At 76.1% G+C, this 13,455-nt stretch carries 11 protein-coding genes and 1 tRNA gene; 11 read left to right on the forward strand and 1 reads right to left on the reverse strand.

The features are described 5' to 3' along the window. Nucleotides 1-168 precede the first annotated feature (168 nt). From JOE63_RS09510 to JOE63_RS09520, 3 genes are read left to right on the forward strand one after another with little or no spacing between them, the layout of a single operon-like run. Nucleotides 169-909 carry an SDR family NAD(P)-dependent oxidoreductase gene (locus tag JOE63_RS09510; protein ID WP_204540919.1) on the forward strand — a complete coding sequence of 247 codons (741 nt, stop codon included), beginning with the start codon at nt 169-171 and terminating at the stop codon, nt 907-909. Continuing rightward, a complete protein-coding gene (locus JOE63_RS09515; protein ID WP_204540922.1) occupies nt 906-1,322 on the forward strand; it encodes a PPOX class F420-dependent oxidoreductase in 417 nt (138 codons plus the stop codon). The genes JOE63_RS09510 and JOE63_RS09515 overlap by 4 nt, the downstream gene beginning before the upstream one ends. 30 nt (nt 1,323-1,352) lie before the next feature. Beyond that, entirely contained in the window at nt 1,353-1,634 is a 282-nt protein-coding gene (locus JOE63_RS09520; protein ID WP_204540925.1) for a hypothetical protein, read from the forward strand. A gap of 1 nt (nt 1,635) precedes the next feature. On the opposite strand, the gene JOE63_RS09525 is transcribed toward JOE63_RS09520, so the two are convergent. Continuing rightward, nucleotides 1,636-1,711: transfer RNA gene (locus JOE63_RS09525), tRNA-Arg, on the reverse strand. A 133-nt stretch (nt 1,712-1,844) separates the two neighbouring features. On the opposite strand from JOE63_RS09525, the gene JOE63_RS09530 reads away from it, so the two are divergent. The 8 genes from JOE63_RS09530 (at nt 1,845) to JOE63_RS09565 (ending at nt 13,448) form a co-directional block, all read left to right on the forward strand. Further along, nucleotides 1,845-3,527, forward strand: a complete 1,683-nt coding sequence (locus tag JOE63_RS09530; protein WP_087471655.1) for a GTPase — start codon at nt 1,845-1,847, stop codon at nt 3,525-3,527. After that, complete coding sequence (locus JOE63_RS09535; RefSeq protein ID WP_087471656.1) at nt 3,524-5,110, forward strand: ABC transporter; 1,587 nt, start codon at nt 3,524-3,526, stop codon at nt 5,108-5,110. The genes JOE63_RS09530 and JOE63_RS09535 overlap by 4 nt, the downstream gene beginning before the upstream one ends. A gap of 44 nt (nt 5,111-5,154) precedes the next feature. Further along, the gene (locus JOE63_RS09540) at nt 5,155-5,853 is read left to right on the forward strand and encodes a single-stranded DNA-binding protein (protein ID WP_204540928.1); all 699 of its coding nucleotides are present in this window, start codon (nt 5,155-5,157) and stop codon (nt 5,851-5,853) included. Between the two features lie 135 nt (nt 5,854-5,988). Beyond that, nucleotides 5,989-7,671, forward strand: a complete 1,683-nt coding sequence (gene ettA, locus JOE63_RS09545) for an energy-dependent translational throttle protein EttA (RefSeq protein ID WP_087471658.1) — start codon at nt 5,989-5,991, stop codon at nt 7,669-7,671. A gap of 168 nt (nt 7,672-7,839) precedes the next feature. Continuing rightward, nucleotides 7,840-8,841, forward strand: coding sequence for a phosphotransferase (locus JOE63_RS09550; RefSeq protein ID WP_204540931.1), 1,002 nt, complete (start codon nt 7,840-7,842; stop codon nt 8,839-8,841). 146 nt (nt 8,842-8,987) lie between these two features. Next, entirely contained in the window at nt 8,988-11,027 is a 2,040-nt protein-coding gene (locus JOE63_RS09555; protein WP_204540934.1) for a dynamin family protein, read from the forward strand. Next, on the forward strand, nt 11,024-12,808 hold the full coding sequence (locus JOE63_RS09560) for a GTPase (RefSeq protein ID WP_204540937.1): 1,785 nt from the start codon (nt 11,024-11,026) through the stop codon (nt 12,806-12,808). The genes JOE63_RS09555 and JOE63_RS09560 overlap by 4 nt, the downstream gene beginning before the upstream one ends. Before the next feature lie 142 nt (nt 12,809-12,950). Then, nucleotides 12,951-13,448, forward strand: coding sequence for an acyl-CoA thioesterase (locus tag JOE63_RS09565; RefSeq protein WP_087471661.1), 498 nt, complete (start codon nt 12,951-12,953; stop codon nt 13,446-13,448). Nucleotides 13,449-13,455: the final 7 nt, after the last annotated feature.

Here is a 13,455-nt window from a genome sequence, read left to right on the forward strand (position 1 = left end):
CCTGATCTTTACCCTTTCCGGGGATCGGGAGGGTGAGAACTCCCCATGCCAGACCCAACGTCCGGGCGGCCGATGAGTTCCGCCCGCCCGCGCCGTCGTCCGTGTGCGAGAGTTCGCTGCGCACGCCGTCCGCCGACGTGCGCGCCGCCGTCGGGGAAGGGAAGACAGATGCAGCTCGCCGGGAAGAACGCGGTGGTCTACGGCGCCGCCGGGTCGATGGGGTCGGCGGTGAGCCGCGCGTTCGCCGCCGCGGGCGCGCGCGTCTTCCTCGCCGGACGCACGGCCGCGACGCTCGACGCGCTCGCGGAGGAGATCCGCGCCGCCGGCGGGCAGGCGCACGCCGCCGTCGTCGACGCGACGGACAAGGAGTCGGTCGACGCGCACGCGGCCGCGGTGGTCGAGCAGGCGGGGAGCCTCGACGTGTCGTTCAACGCCGTCGCCTACGACGTGCTCCAGAACGTCCCGCTCGTCGACATGTCGCTCCAGGACTTCGTGGCGCCGATCGTGTCCGCGACGACGACCCACTTCCTCACCGCGACGGCCGCGGCCCGGCACATGGTGGCCCAAGGGTCCGGGGCGATCGTCATGCTCTCGTCGACGGCCGCGCGCGAGTCGCGGCACGAGATGGGCGGGTTCAGCCTCGCGTGCGCGTCGATCGAGACCCTCGTGCGCAGCCTCGCCGGCGAGGTCGGCCGCCACGGCGTGCGCGTCGTCGGGCTGCGGCCCAACTTCACGCCCGAGACCGTCGGCGCGTCGGACGACGACCTGCCCATGCTCGTGAAGGACACGCTGCTCGGCCGCCTGCCCCGCCTGTCCGAGGTCGCCGGCACGGCGGTCTACCTCGCGTCCGACGCCGCGGGCGCGACGACGGGGGTCGTCGTCGACCTGTCCTGCGGGGCGATCGTATGAGCGCCGGCTTCGTCCCCGGGCCTGCCCATGTCCCCGAGGTCGCCCGCACGCTCGTCGCCGGTCCGCACGTCGCGCACCTCGCGACCGTCCTGCCCGACGGCGGCCCGCACGTCGTGCCGCTCTGGGTCGGCTGGGAGGGGGACCGCCTCGCGTTCCTCACCGGCCCCGGCTCGCGCAAGGCGCGCAACCTCGCGCGCGACCCGCGCGTCGCGGTGTCCGTGACGGAGACCGGGAACCCGTACGTCATGGCGACCCTGCGCGGGCGCGTCGTCGAGGTGCTCGACGGCGACGCGGGCTGGGCCGTCGTCGACCGCCTCTCCGTCCTCTACACCGGCGGCCCCTATCCGCGCGGGGAGGAGCGGCACGCCTACCTGGTCGAGATCGACCACGCGACGGCGCCGTCGTTCGGCTGAGCGCGGACGGCCGGGCCGTACGGTGGGGGCGTGCGCGACGAGAGATCGGACGGGGCGGTCCCGCGGTACCGCGTCCTGCGGGACGGGCAGGTCGTGCTCGTCGTGCGGGGCGAGCCGGGAGTGCTCGTGAGCGTCTCCGTGCCGCCCCCGCTGCCCGGTACCGCGCCGGTCACGCACCCCTTCGCGACGGCGACGTTCACCGCCGCGCGGCACGAGGGCACGCTCGGGTCGCTCCTGCGGGAGGCGCCCGACCTCGCGGAGTTCCTCGCCGCCGTCGAGCGCGCCGGCTTCACCGTCGAACCGGACGCGTGAGTGGTGCCCCGAGCAGGACTCGAACCTGCAACCTACGGATTAGAAGGCCGTTGCTCTATCCATTGAGCTATCGAGGCGCGCGCCCATCGTAGTGGGCGCGAGGCGTGCTCGGGAGGTGGAGGCCGTGGTGGCGGACGTGCAGGTGGCGCGGTCGCGCGTCGTGCGGCGCGTGCGTTTGGCGGGGCCCCCGGCAGCCGTCACTATGAACCAGTGAGAACCCCAGACGCCGCCACGAGCGACGCGAGCCCCGCCGCGCCCGGCCGGTCGCCGGGCTCGTGGAGGCCCGCGCAGGCGACCGAGGAGCTCGGTGTCACCGTCTACGACGTCGCGCGCGACCTGCGCCGCGACGTGGCGGACGTGCGCCTCCCGCTCGCGATCGACGGCGCGGCGGAGTCGGACGCCTCGCGGCGCCGGCTCCTCACCCAGCTCGACGAGCACCTGCTGCCGCGCCTGCGCGAGCTGTCGTCGCCGGCGATCGTGGTGATCGCGGGGTCGACGGGCGCGGGCAAGTCGACGCTGTACAACTCGCTGCTCGGCGAGGAGGTGTCGCAGGCGGGCGTGCTGCGGCCCACGACGCGCGAGCCGGTCCTCGCGTTCAACCCGCTCGACGCGGACGTGATCGTCGAGGGCCCGGTGACGCGTGTCGCGCGCGTCGTCGACCACGACGGCGTCCCGCGTGGGACGGGCCTGCTCGACGCCCCGGATCTCGACTCGCTCCTGTCCGAGAACCGGGACACCGCGAGCCTGCTGCTCGAGGCGGCGGACCTGTGGCTGTTCGTCACGACCGCCTCGCGCTACGGCGACGCGCTGCCGTGGCAGGCGCTGTCGCGCGCGAAGGAGCGCGGCGCGAGCGTCGCGATGGTGCTCAACCGCGTCCCGCGCGAGACCCTCACGACGATCCGCGGCGACCTGCTGCAGCGCCTGCGCGACCACGGCATGGACGGGACCCCCCTGTTCGTCGTGCCCGACGTCGGCCCGCACGAGGGGCTGCTCGACCGCGCGGTCGTGGCGCCGGTCGCGCGCTGGCTGACGATGCTCGCGGGACCGGACCGGTCGCGCGCGGTCATCGTGCGCACGCTCAAGGGGGCTCTCGGCGCGCTGCCCGCGTGGGTCACGGGCGTCTCGGACGCGGTGGAGCAGCAGGTCGAGGCCGCGGCCGACCTGCGCTCGGCGGTGGAGAAGGCGGTCCCGCCCGTGCGCGACGCCGCGCGACACGCAGCGCTGGACGGCGCGGTCGCACACGGGTCGCTCGAGGCCCGGTGGGCCCAGGTGACGGGCGCGGAGCGCGTGGACCGCGTCAAGGTCCGCGGCGGCGTGGTCCGGTCGTCCAAGCGCCGTGGGCGCGCACGCGACCTCGTGCTCGCCCCGCTCCTCGACGAGACGCGCGACGCCGCGCACCGCACGCTCGCGGCGAACGGCGTCCTCGCCCACGAGGCGCTGCGTGCCGCGCTCGACGGGGACCGCCCGCTGCCGGGAGCCGCCGACGTCCTGCCGACCGAGGAGGACGCCGCGGCGCGGCGCGAGGCCTCGGCCACGACCCAGGTGCTCCAGTGGGCCAAGCGCGCGGAGCACGTCGTGGCCGAGCTCGCCGCGCCGACGGCGAGCGAGCCCGCCCGCGCGGCGGCGAAGGCGTTCGGCGAGACCGGCCTGGCCGCCCTGCTGCTCGCGGGCGCCGCGGGCAGCGACGACGCGGCCGGCCTCGTGCGGACCGTCCTCGCCGACACCGGTGACGACGCGCTCTCAGCGCTGCGCGAGGACCTCGCCGACCGGGCCGCGACCATGGTCGAGCGTGAGGCCGAGCCCGTCCTCACCGCGCTCGCCGACCCCGCGCTCGCCGCGGACGCCGCCGTCGGGCTGCGCCTACGACTCGCCGAGCTGAGGAGGCTCATGTGACGTCCCACGACGCCCAGCTGCGTGCCCGGGTCGACGACCTCGCGCGCGCGGTGGACCTCGCGGGGGACCGCCTCGACCCCGCGGTCGCGGCCCAGGTGCGCGACGCGATCGGGGGCGTGCGCGAGCGCCTCGCGCTCGGCGTCGACCACACGGTCGTCGCGCTCGCGGGCGGCACCGGGTCGGGCAAGTCGAGCCTGTTCAACCGCGTGTCCCGGCTCGACTTCGCGGACGTCGGCGTGAAGCGCCCGACGACGGCGCGCGTCACGGCGTGCTCGTGGAGCGGCGCGGCGACGGCCCTGCTCGACTGGCTCGACGTGGACCCGGAGCGCCGCATCACGCGCGACGGCGAGCTCGACGCCGAGGACGAGGCGGCGCTCGGCGGCCTCGTCCTGCTCGACCTGCCGGACCACGACTCGATCGAGCCCGCGCACCGCGACGTCGTCGACCGGGTGCTCCCGCTCGTCGACCTGCTCGTGTGGGTCGTGGACCCGCAGAAGTACGCCGACGACGCGCTGCACTCGGGCTACCTGCAGAAGTCGGCGGGGCTCGAGGGGTCGATGGTCGTCGCGCTCAACCAGATCGACACCGTCCCCGAGGCGCGGCGTGCCGCGCTCGTCGAGGACATGGGGCGGCTGCTCGAGGAGGACGGGCTCGACGGCGTCTACGTCACGACCGTCTCCGCACGCACGGGCGAGGGGCTGGACGAGCTGCGCTCGCTGCTGGAGCAGGCCGTCGCACGGCGCAGCGTCGCCGCGAGCCGCGTCGCGGGCGAGCTCGACCGGGCGGGCGCGCTCCTGCTGGAGCAGCTCCCGGGCGACGTGCCGTGGACCATGAGCACGGCCGTCGAGGAGGAGGTCGACGCGCTCGCCGACGCGACGGGCCTCGCCGCCGTCGCCGGGCAGGTCGGCGCGGCGGTGCGCAACGGCTACGGCCGACCCGAGTTCTCACCCCCGCAGCCCGACGCCGTCGCGCTCTCGCGCTCGCGCTGGCTCGCGCGCGCCGGGCGGTCCCTGCGCCCGGGGTGGCAGAAGGCGCTCGACGACGCGGTCGCGCCGTCCGGCAAGGTCGCGGAGGCGACGCGGTCCGCGCTCGCGAAGATCCCCCTCGACACGCGCGGGCCGTCGTCCTCGCGCCCGACGCGGCGCGGGGCGTGGGTCGCGCTCGCGGTCGGGGTCGTGGCGGGCGTGCTCGCCGTGCTCGGCTCGCTGCGCGTGCTCGACCTCGGGCGGACGCTCGTGACCGTGTGCGCGATCGTCGCGGCGGTCGCCGTGCTCGGCGCGGTGGTCGCGTTCCTCGTCGCGCTCCAGGTGCGCCGCACGCTCGCGCGACGGCGCGAGCAGCAGGTGCTCGCGTCCGGCCGGGGAGCGATCGAGCGGGTCGTGCAGGACGCCATGGGCAAGCCGACCCAGGCGCTCCTCGACACCCACCGCCAGGTGCGCGAGCTGGCGCAGTCCGCGCGGGACAAGGCGCCCGCGGCGCCGCTCACCGGGGCGCTACGGCTACCCACAGTCCCGGATGTCGCGGGCCCGTCCACAGGCGAGGGCACGACGACGGACGGCGCCGCCGCTCCGACAGCACCCTGAGGCGGTGGCCGGGACCAGCCCGGCCGCCGACCTCAGGAGGAACCATGCCCGGTGACGTCACGGTCACGCTGTCCGGCTTCGTCGCGACCACGCCCACGCTGTTCCGGTCGCAGTCCGGCAACGACTTCACGAGCTTCCGCATCGCCCAGACGCGTCGCTACCTCGACCGCGAGCGCGGCGAGTGGGTCGACGGCCGCACGCTGTGGTTCACGGTGAAGGCGTGGAAGCACGTCGCGCGGAACGTCGCGCTGTCCCTGCACAAGGGCGATCCCGTGGTCGTCACGGGGCGGCTCTCGCTCGACGAGTGGGACGGTCCCGACGGACCGCGCACCAGCCTCGTCGTCGAGGCCACCGCGCTCGGCCCCGACCTCACGCTCGGCGAGGCGCGGTTCGCCCGCACGGTCCACCGGCGCGAGGACGACGGCGCGCGCCGGGGCGACACGGCCGTCGTCGCCGCGTCCGGGACGGGCGGTGGCGAGGGCGCGACGGGCCGGGGGGACCTGTCGTCCGGCGGACCGGGCTCCACGGCGCACGATGGCACCACGTTCGGCGACGCGCCGCTCGACGGGCCTGCGCCCGACGGACCTGTGCTCGACGACCCGTGGACGCTCGCGGACACCGGCGCGGCGCTCGCGGGCGAGCCCCGCGGGGAGTCCAACGCCGGCCCCGACGCCGGCTCCGACGTCGACCCCGAGGAGTCGGCCGACGCCGACGTCGAGTCCGGCGCGCTGGCGTCCGCCTGAGCCGGGACGCGCGGGCGGTGCCGCGGCCCGGGCGGGTCGCGGCACCGTCGGGCGCGGCCCGGCGGTCCGACCGCGTAGGCTGAGTGGTCGACGAATCCCGTACCTCTCCCGACCGAAACGGTGGAACGACAGGCTGTGGCTGAGTTCATCTACTCCATGTACAAGGCGCGCAAGGCGCACGGAGACAAGGTCATCCTCGACGACGTCTCCCTGAACTTCCTGCCCGGCGCCAAGATCGGCGTCGTGGGCCCCAACGGTGCCGGGAAGTCCACGATCCTCAAGATCATGGCCGGCCTGGACACGCCGTCGAACGGCGAGGCGCGGCTCTCCCCGGGCTACACCGTCGGCATCCTGCTCCAGGAGCCGCCGCTCAACGAGGAGAAGACGGTCCTCGGCAACGTCCAGGAGGCCGTCGCGGACATCCTCGCCAAGAAGCAGCGCTTCGACGAGATCTCCGCGCTCATGGCGGAGCCCGACGCCGACTTCGACGCTCTCCTCGCGGAGATGGGCACGCTGCAGGAGGCCATCGACGCCGCGGACGCGTGGGACCTCGACTCCCAGCTCGAGCAGGCGATGGACGCGCTGCGCTGCCCGCCGCCGGACGCCGACGTGTCGGTGCTCTCCGGTGGTGAGCGTCGCCGCGTCGCGCTGTGCAAGCTCCTGCTCGAGAAGCCGGACCTCCTGCTGCTCGACGAGCCCACGAACCACCTGGACGCCGAGTCCGTGCTGTGGCTCGAGCAGCACCTCGCGACGTACCCGGGCGCGATCCTCGCCGTCACCCACGACCGGTACTTCCTCGACCACGTCGCGGAGTGGATCTGCGAGGTCGACCGCGGCCGCCTGTACCCCTACGAGGGCAACTACTCGACCTATCTCGAGAAGAAGGGCGAGCGCCTCCAGGTCCAGGGCAAGAAGGACGCGAAGCTCGCCAAGCGCCTCAAGGAGGAGCTCGAGTGGGTCCGGTCCAACGCGAAGGGCCGCCAGACCAAGTCGAAGGCTCGCCTCGCCCGGTACGAGGAGATGGCGGCCGAGGCGGAGCGCACGAGGAAGCTCGACTTCGAGGAGATCCAGATCCCGCCGGGCCCGCGCCTGGGCAACCTGGTCCTCGAGGCGAAGGGCCTGCAGAAGGGCTTCGACGGTCGCCAGCTCATCGACGGCCTGAGCTTCACGCTGCCGCGCAACGGCATCGTCGGCGTCATCGGCCCCAACGGCGTCGGCAAGACGACGCTCTTCAAGACGATCGTCGGGCTCGAGCCGCTGGACGGCGGGGACCTCAAGGTCGGCGAGACCGTCTCGATCTCGTACGTCGACCAGTCCCGCGGCGGCATCGACCCGAAGAAGACGCTGTGGGAGGTCGTGTCCGACGGGCTCGACTTCATCAAGGTCGGCAACGTCGAGATCCCGTCGCGCGCGTACGTCGCGTCGTTCGGGTTCAAGGGCCCGGACCAGCAGAAGCCCGCGGGCGTGCTGTCCGGCGGTGAGCGCAACCGTCTGAACCTCGCGCTCACGCTCAAGCAGGGCGGCAACCTCCTGCTGCTCGACGAGCCGACGAACGACCTCGACGTCGAGACCCTGGGCTCGCTCGAGAACGCGCTGCTCGAGTTCCCCGGCTGCGCCGTCGTGGTGTCCCACGACCGGTGGTTCCTCGACCGGGTCGCGACGCACATCCTCGCGTACGAGGGCACGGAGGAGGACCCGGCGAACTGGTACTGGTTCGAGGGCAACTTCGCGTCCTACGAGGAGAACAAGGTCGAGCGTCTCGGCGCCGACGCGGCCCGTCCGCACCGCGTGACGTACCGCAAGCTCACGCGCGACTGACGTCGCGACCTCGGTCGTCCACGACGCCGGGCGGGACTCGTTCCCGCCCGGCGTCGGCGTACCCGGGTGCTCGTGGGGTCCGGAAGTCCGCGGGTTCCGCGTCCGTGCGGCTCCAGGGCGCGGAATCCCGTTGACGCCGCCCTCGGCCCCTCGGCAGGATCGCGCGGCATGACCCTCGACCTGGCGCCCGCACGCGTACGCCCCACCTGGCCCGACCTCCCGCAGCCCGTGCGCGCCGCCGTCGAGGCACGGCTGGGCGCCGTCGTCTCGGGGTGGACGAGCCACGACGGCGGTTACTCGCAGGGGCTCGCGTCGACGCTGCGGACGAGCGGCGGGGACGTGTTCGTCAAGGCGGTCGGACCCGAGCACGCGTTCACCCGCGACCTGTACCGGCTCGAGGCGCGCGTCGCCGCGGCGCTGCCCGCGCAAGCCCCGGCGCCCAAGCTCCGGTGGGTCCTCGACGACGACCTCGACGGGGCCGGCGAGTGGGTCGCGCTCGCGTTCGACGCCGTGCCCGGCCGGTCCGTCGCCACGCCGTGGCGGGACGACGAGCTCGCCGCGGTGGCGGACCTCGCGCGCCGCGTCGCGCAGGTCGAGGTCTCCGGGGACGCGCCGATCCCGCGGTTCGCCGAGACCGTCGAGTGGCGCGAGTGGGAGGACCTGGCGGACCGCCGTCCGCTGGGCCTGGGCACGTACGACCCGTGGGTCGCGGCCCGGCTCGACCGGCTCGCCGCGCTCGCCGAGCCGTGGCCCGAGGCCACCGTGGGCGACCACCTCGTCCACGGCGACCTCCGGGGCGACAACGCCCTGCTCGTGGACCGCGCGGCTCTCGGGATCTCGGTCCGCGGCGAGCGCGCCGGGGACGGGCCCGTCGCCGTCGCCGTCGACTGGCCGTACGTCGCGCGCGGCGCCGCGTTCTGCGACGTCGTCGGCATGCTCCCGGCCGTGCAGGTCGAGGGCGGGCCGCCACCGGAGGAGGTGCTGCGCCGCCACCCGCTGCCGCGCGACGTCGACCCCGACGCCGTGACCTGCTACCTCGCGGCGCTCACCGGGTACTTCCTCGCGTCCTCGCTCGACCCGGCGCCACCGGGCATCCCGCACGTGCGGGCGTTCCAGCGGGCGCAGGCCGAGGTCGGGGTCGCGTGGCTCCGGCGCCGCCTCGGGGAGTGAGCCACGACCGCGAGATCGGCCCGTGCGTTCCAGATCGACCCTCGGAGGGCCGATCCGCTGCCGGGCGGGTCAACCTCGCGCGGTGTGGCAGGGGTCCGACCGTGTCACACCGGGCCTGACCAGCGGCGTTCCGGCAGACTGGCGGGATGACGGCCAGCGGTGACCCCGGAGACGACGCGGTCCGCGCGGGCGTGTCCGCCGGGGACGCCGTGGCACGGGACGGCACCGCCCCGGGTGGCTCGGTCGCCGCGGGCGCCGCGGCGACGGCCGGGCTCGTCGAGTCCCTGGAGATCCTGCGCGGCCGGCTCGCCGCCGCGCGGCTGCCGCTGGATCTCCCGGGCGCGGCGACCGCGCGCGAGGACCTCGACCTCGCGGTGCACCAGCTCGACGACTACCTGCTGCCGCGCCTGCGCTCGCACGCCGCGCCGCTGCTCGTCGTGGTGGGCGGGTCGACCGGCGCGGGGAAGTCCACGCTCGTGAACTCCCTGCTCGGCGAGCACGTGTCGGCGCCCGGCGTGCTGCGTCCGACGACGCGCGCGCCCGTCCTCGTCCACCACCCGCTCGACGAGCGCTGGTTCTCGACCGACCGCGTCCTGCCGGGTCTCGCGCGCGTGAGCGAGCACGGGTCGCGTCCTGGCGGCGACGCGGCCCCGGGCGGGACCGTGGCGGTGCAGCCCGACCCGACACGCACGCTGCGGCTCGTCGCGAGCGACGCGCTGCCGCAGGGCCTCGCGCTCGTGGACGCGCCCGACGTCGACTCCGTGGAGACGGCGAACCGCGAGCTCGCGGCCCAGCTCCTCGCCGCGGCGGACCTGTGGCTCTTCGTCACGACGGCCGCGCGCTACGCCGACGCGGTCCCGTGGGACCTGCTGCACCGTGCGGCCGAGCGGCGCGCGCAGGTCGCGATCGTGCTCGACCGGGTCGACCCGGGCGCCGAGGCCGTGGCCGACGACCTGCGCCGCATGATGGACGAGAACGGGCTGGACGCCGCTCCGCTGTTCGCGGTGGGGGAGTCCGAGCTGGTCGACGGCTTCCTCCCGGAGCCCTCGGTCGCGGAGGTCGCGTCGTGGTTGTCCGCGCTGGGCGCCGACGGGGACGCGCGCGACCGGGTCGCGACCGCGACGCGGGACGGCGTCGTGGACGACCTCGTGCGCCGGGCCGTGCTCGTGGCCGGGGCCGCCGACGCCCAGGCGACGTCCGACGCGCGCCTGCGGGCCGTCGTCGGGCGCGCGTACGACGAGGCGGCGGCGACCGTGGACGCCGCGACGAGCGACGGGGCGCTGCTGCGCGGCGAGGTGCTCGCGCGCTGGCAGGACTTCGTCGGGACGAGCGAGCTGTTCCGGTCCGTGGAGCAGGGGGTCGGGCGCGTGCGCGACGCCGTCGCGGCGTTCTTCCGCGGGCGCCCGGCGCAGGCGCCTCAGGTCGAGCAGGCGATCGCGCACGGGCTGGAGGCCGTCGTGCTCGACGCGACGGACGCGGCCGCCGAGCGCGCGTACGGCGGGTGGCGCGCCGACCCGGCGGGCACGGCGCTGCTGGACGGGCTCGACCTCTCGCGGTCGTCCGCGGGCGTGCGGACACGGGTCGCGGAGGAGATCCGGGGGTGGCAGTCCGACGTCCTCGACCTGGTGCGCGAGCAGGGCGCGGGCAAGCGCGGGGCGGCGCGGGCGCTGTCGTTCGGGATCAACGGGCTCGGGCTGAGCCTCATGGTCGTGGTGTTCGCGTCGACGGGCGGCCTCACCGGCGCGGAGGTCGGCATCGCGGGCGGGACGGCGATCCTCGCGCAGAAGCTCCTCGAGGCCGTGTTCGGCGACGACGCCGTCCGGCGGCTCACGCGGACGGCGCGGGACCGCCTCGCCGAGCGGGTGCGTGCCGTGCTCGACGACGAGGCGCGGCGCTACACGGCCCAGCTCGACGCGCTCGGCACCGCGGAGGCGGACGAGACGGCGCGCACCGTGCGCGAGGCCGCCCGGGCGGTCGAGGCGGCGGCGCGGGTCGAGCGCACCGCGCGCGGGCGCGACCAGGACGCGGGCCGACCGGCCGCGGGGCGGCACGCGGCGCGGCTCCTGCGGGGCGCGGGCTGGAGCACGTCGCCGGACGACGCTCCGGCGAGCGTCCCCGACGGCGACGACGAACCGCGACGTCGGCCCGGGTTCTGGCGACGGCTGCTGGGCGGTGAGCGCGCATGACGATCGACCTCGCGGCGCGCACGACCGCGCTCGAGACCGCCGTCCGTGCCGGCGAGGGCCGCCTCGACGCCGACCTGCTCGCCGACGCACGCACCGTCGTCGCCCGGGCCCGCGAGCGCGCGGGCCTCTCGGCCGACCACACCGTCGTCGCGCTCGCCGGTGCGACGGGCTCGGGCAAGTCGTCGGTCTTCAACGCGCTCGCCGGGGACGAGCTCGCGGCGGTCGGGGTCCAGCGCCCGACCACGTCGCACCCCCTGGCGGCCGTGTGGGGGACGGGCGGGGCGCACCCGGCGGGCGGCGCGGCACCCGGTGGCACCCCCGGCGCGGCGGGCGCCGGGGCCCTCCTCGACTGGCTCGAGGTGCGGCGCCGGCACGAGATGGGCACGCCGCTCACGTCGGGGGACCCGGACGACGCGCGGGCGGGCGGCGGGCTGCGCGGCCTGCTGCGGGGCCGGCGCGCGGGAGAGGTCACGAACGGCCTCGTGCTGCTCGACCTGCCCGACCACGACTCGGTGGTCGTCGAGCACCGCGTGCGCGCGGAGCGCCTCGTGGAGCGCGCGGACCTGCTCGTGTGGGTCGTCGACCCGCAGAAGTACGCGGACGCCGCGCTGCACGAGCGCTACCTGCGCCCGCTCGCGGGACACGGCTCGGTCGTCGTGCTCGTGCTCAACCAGGTCGACCGGCTCTCGCCCGCCGACGCGGACGCGTGCCTCGCGGACCTGCGCCGGCTCGCGGCGGAGGACGGGCTCGGCGACGCGCGCGTCCTCGGGGTCTCCGCGCGCACGGGGCAGGGGCTCGACGAGCTGCGCGGCCTGCTCGCGGACGCCGCGGCCCGGCGGCGGGCCGCGAACGACCGGCTCGCGGCCGACGTGCGTGCCGTGGCCCGGCGCGTCGCCGCCGCGTGCGGCGAGCCCGTCCCGGAGCGCGCCGCACGCCGGGCGCGCGACGGTCTCGTGGACGCGCTCGAGGCCGCCGCGGGCGTGCCGACGGTCGTCGCGGCCGTGCGGGGCTCGGCCGTCCGGGACGCGCGCGCCGCGACGGGCTGGCCTGTCACGCGCTGGGTCGGGCGGTTCCGGCCCGACCCGCTGCGCCGCATCGGGCTCCGTACCGGCCCCGCGCCCGGGTCGGCCCGGGCCCGTGCTACGAAGGACCTCGGCGCCGGGGACGGCGAGGCCCGTCCCGAGCTCGCGCGCACCTCGCTGCCCGCGGTCCCCGCCGCGCTCCGCGCGGGAGCGCAGACGGCCGTGCGCGACTACGCGAGCGACGCGACCGCGGGGGTGCCGGACGACTGGGCGCTGGCCGTGCGGCGTCGGGCCTCCGAGGGGGCGGCGGACCTCGCGGACGCGCTCGACCAGGCGGTCGCCGGGACGGAGCTCGAGGCGTCGCGCCGACCGGTGTGGTGGCGCGTCGTCGGCGCCTTCCAGTGGCTCGTGCTCGCGGCGCTCGTCGTCGGGCTGCTGTGGCTCGCCGCGCTGTGGGGGTTCACCTACCTGCGCCTGCCCGAGCCGCCGACGCCGGTCCTGACGCTCGGGGGCCCCGGTGCGCTCGAGATGCCGTGGCCGACGCTGCTCGTGCTCGGAGGGGTCGTCGTCGGCGTCGTCGTCGCGCTCCTCTCGCGCGCGGCCGCGGCGGTGGGTGGGCGACGCCGCGCCGCGCGGGCCCGACGCCGGCTGCGCGACGCCGTCGGCCAGGTCGCCGACCGCCTCGTGCGGCTCCCGGTGGGCGAGGAGCTGTCGGCGCTCGCGAGCTGCCGCGCCGCGGCCCTCGTCGCCGCGTCCTGACGCCCCGCCTCCCCGCCGAACACGAGGTTGCTCTCGAAATCGGGCCGAGAACGACAGCAACGTCGTGCTCGACGGCGCGGAAGGTCGTGGTCGGCGGTCGGAGGAGAATGGTCGCGCCAGCCGTCGAGCGAGAGGACCCTCCATGACCCGCCTGCACGTCCCCGTCTCCTTGCGGTGGTCGGACCTCGACGCGTACGCGCACGTGAACAACGTCGAGATGTTCCGGCTGCTGGAGGACGCGCGCATCACGGCGTTCTGGACCCACCCGGACGCCGGCGAGGACGCCTGGCCCACGGCGGTCCTGGAGACCGGGCCGGCCGCGACGAGCCACACGCTCGTCGCGCGGCAGGAGATCGAGTACCTGCGCCCCCTCGGCTTCACCCGCACGCCCGTGCGGGTCGAGCTGTGGATCGGGCACCTCGGCGGCGCGAGCCTCCAGGTCTGCTACGAGGTACACGACGGCGCCGCGCGCTTCGAGCGCACCGGCCCCACCTCGGGCGGCGCCCCCTACGCGAAGGCGGTGACGACGATCGTCGTGGTCGACGCGGCGACCGGGGCGCCCCGCCGCATCACCGAGGCCGAGCGTGCGGCGTGGGAGCCGTTCGTCGAGGAGCCGCTGACCTTCCGCCGCCGCAGGTGACCGTCGC

The sequence above is a fragment of the Cellulosimicrobium cellulans genome, assembly GCF_016907755.1.
GTDB classification, from domain to species: Bacteria; Actinomycetota; Actinomycetes; order Actinomycetales; family Cellulomonadaceae; genus Cellulosimicrobium; species Cellulosimicrobium cellulans_D.

What these genes read in the sequence shown, in the direction of transcription:
- JOE63_RS09510 (WP_204540919.1), top strand. Translation starts at nt 169, where the DNA reads ATGCAGCTCGCCGGGAAGAACGCGGTGGTCTACGGCGCCGCCGGGTCG.
- JOE63_RS09515 (WP_204540922.1), top strand. Translation starts at nt 906, where the DNA reads ATGAGCGCCGGCTTCGTCCCCGGGCCTGCCCATGTCCCCGAGGTCGCC.
- JOE63_RS09540 (WP_204540928.1), top strand. Translation starts at nt 5,155, where the DNA reads ATGCCCGGTGACGTCACGGTCACGCTGTCCGGCTTCGTCGCGACCACG.
- JOE63_RS09550 (WP_204540931.1), top strand. Translation starts at nt 7,840, where the DNA reads ATGACCCTCGACCTGGCGCCCGCACGCGTACGCCCCACCTGGCCCGAC.
- JOE63_RS09555 (WP_204540934.1), top strand. Translation starts at nt 8,988, where the DNA reads ATGACGGCCAGCGGTGACCCCGGAGACGACGCGGTCCGCGCGGGCGTG.
- JOE63_RS09560 (WP_204540937.1), top strand. Translation starts at nt 11,024, where the DNA reads ATGACGATCGACCTCGCGGCGCGCACGACCGCGCTCGAGACCGCCGTC.
- JOE63_RS09565 (WP_087471661.1), top strand. Translation starts at nt 12,951, where the DNA reads ATGACCCGCCTGCACGTCCCCGTCTCCTTGCGGTGGTCGGACCTCGAC.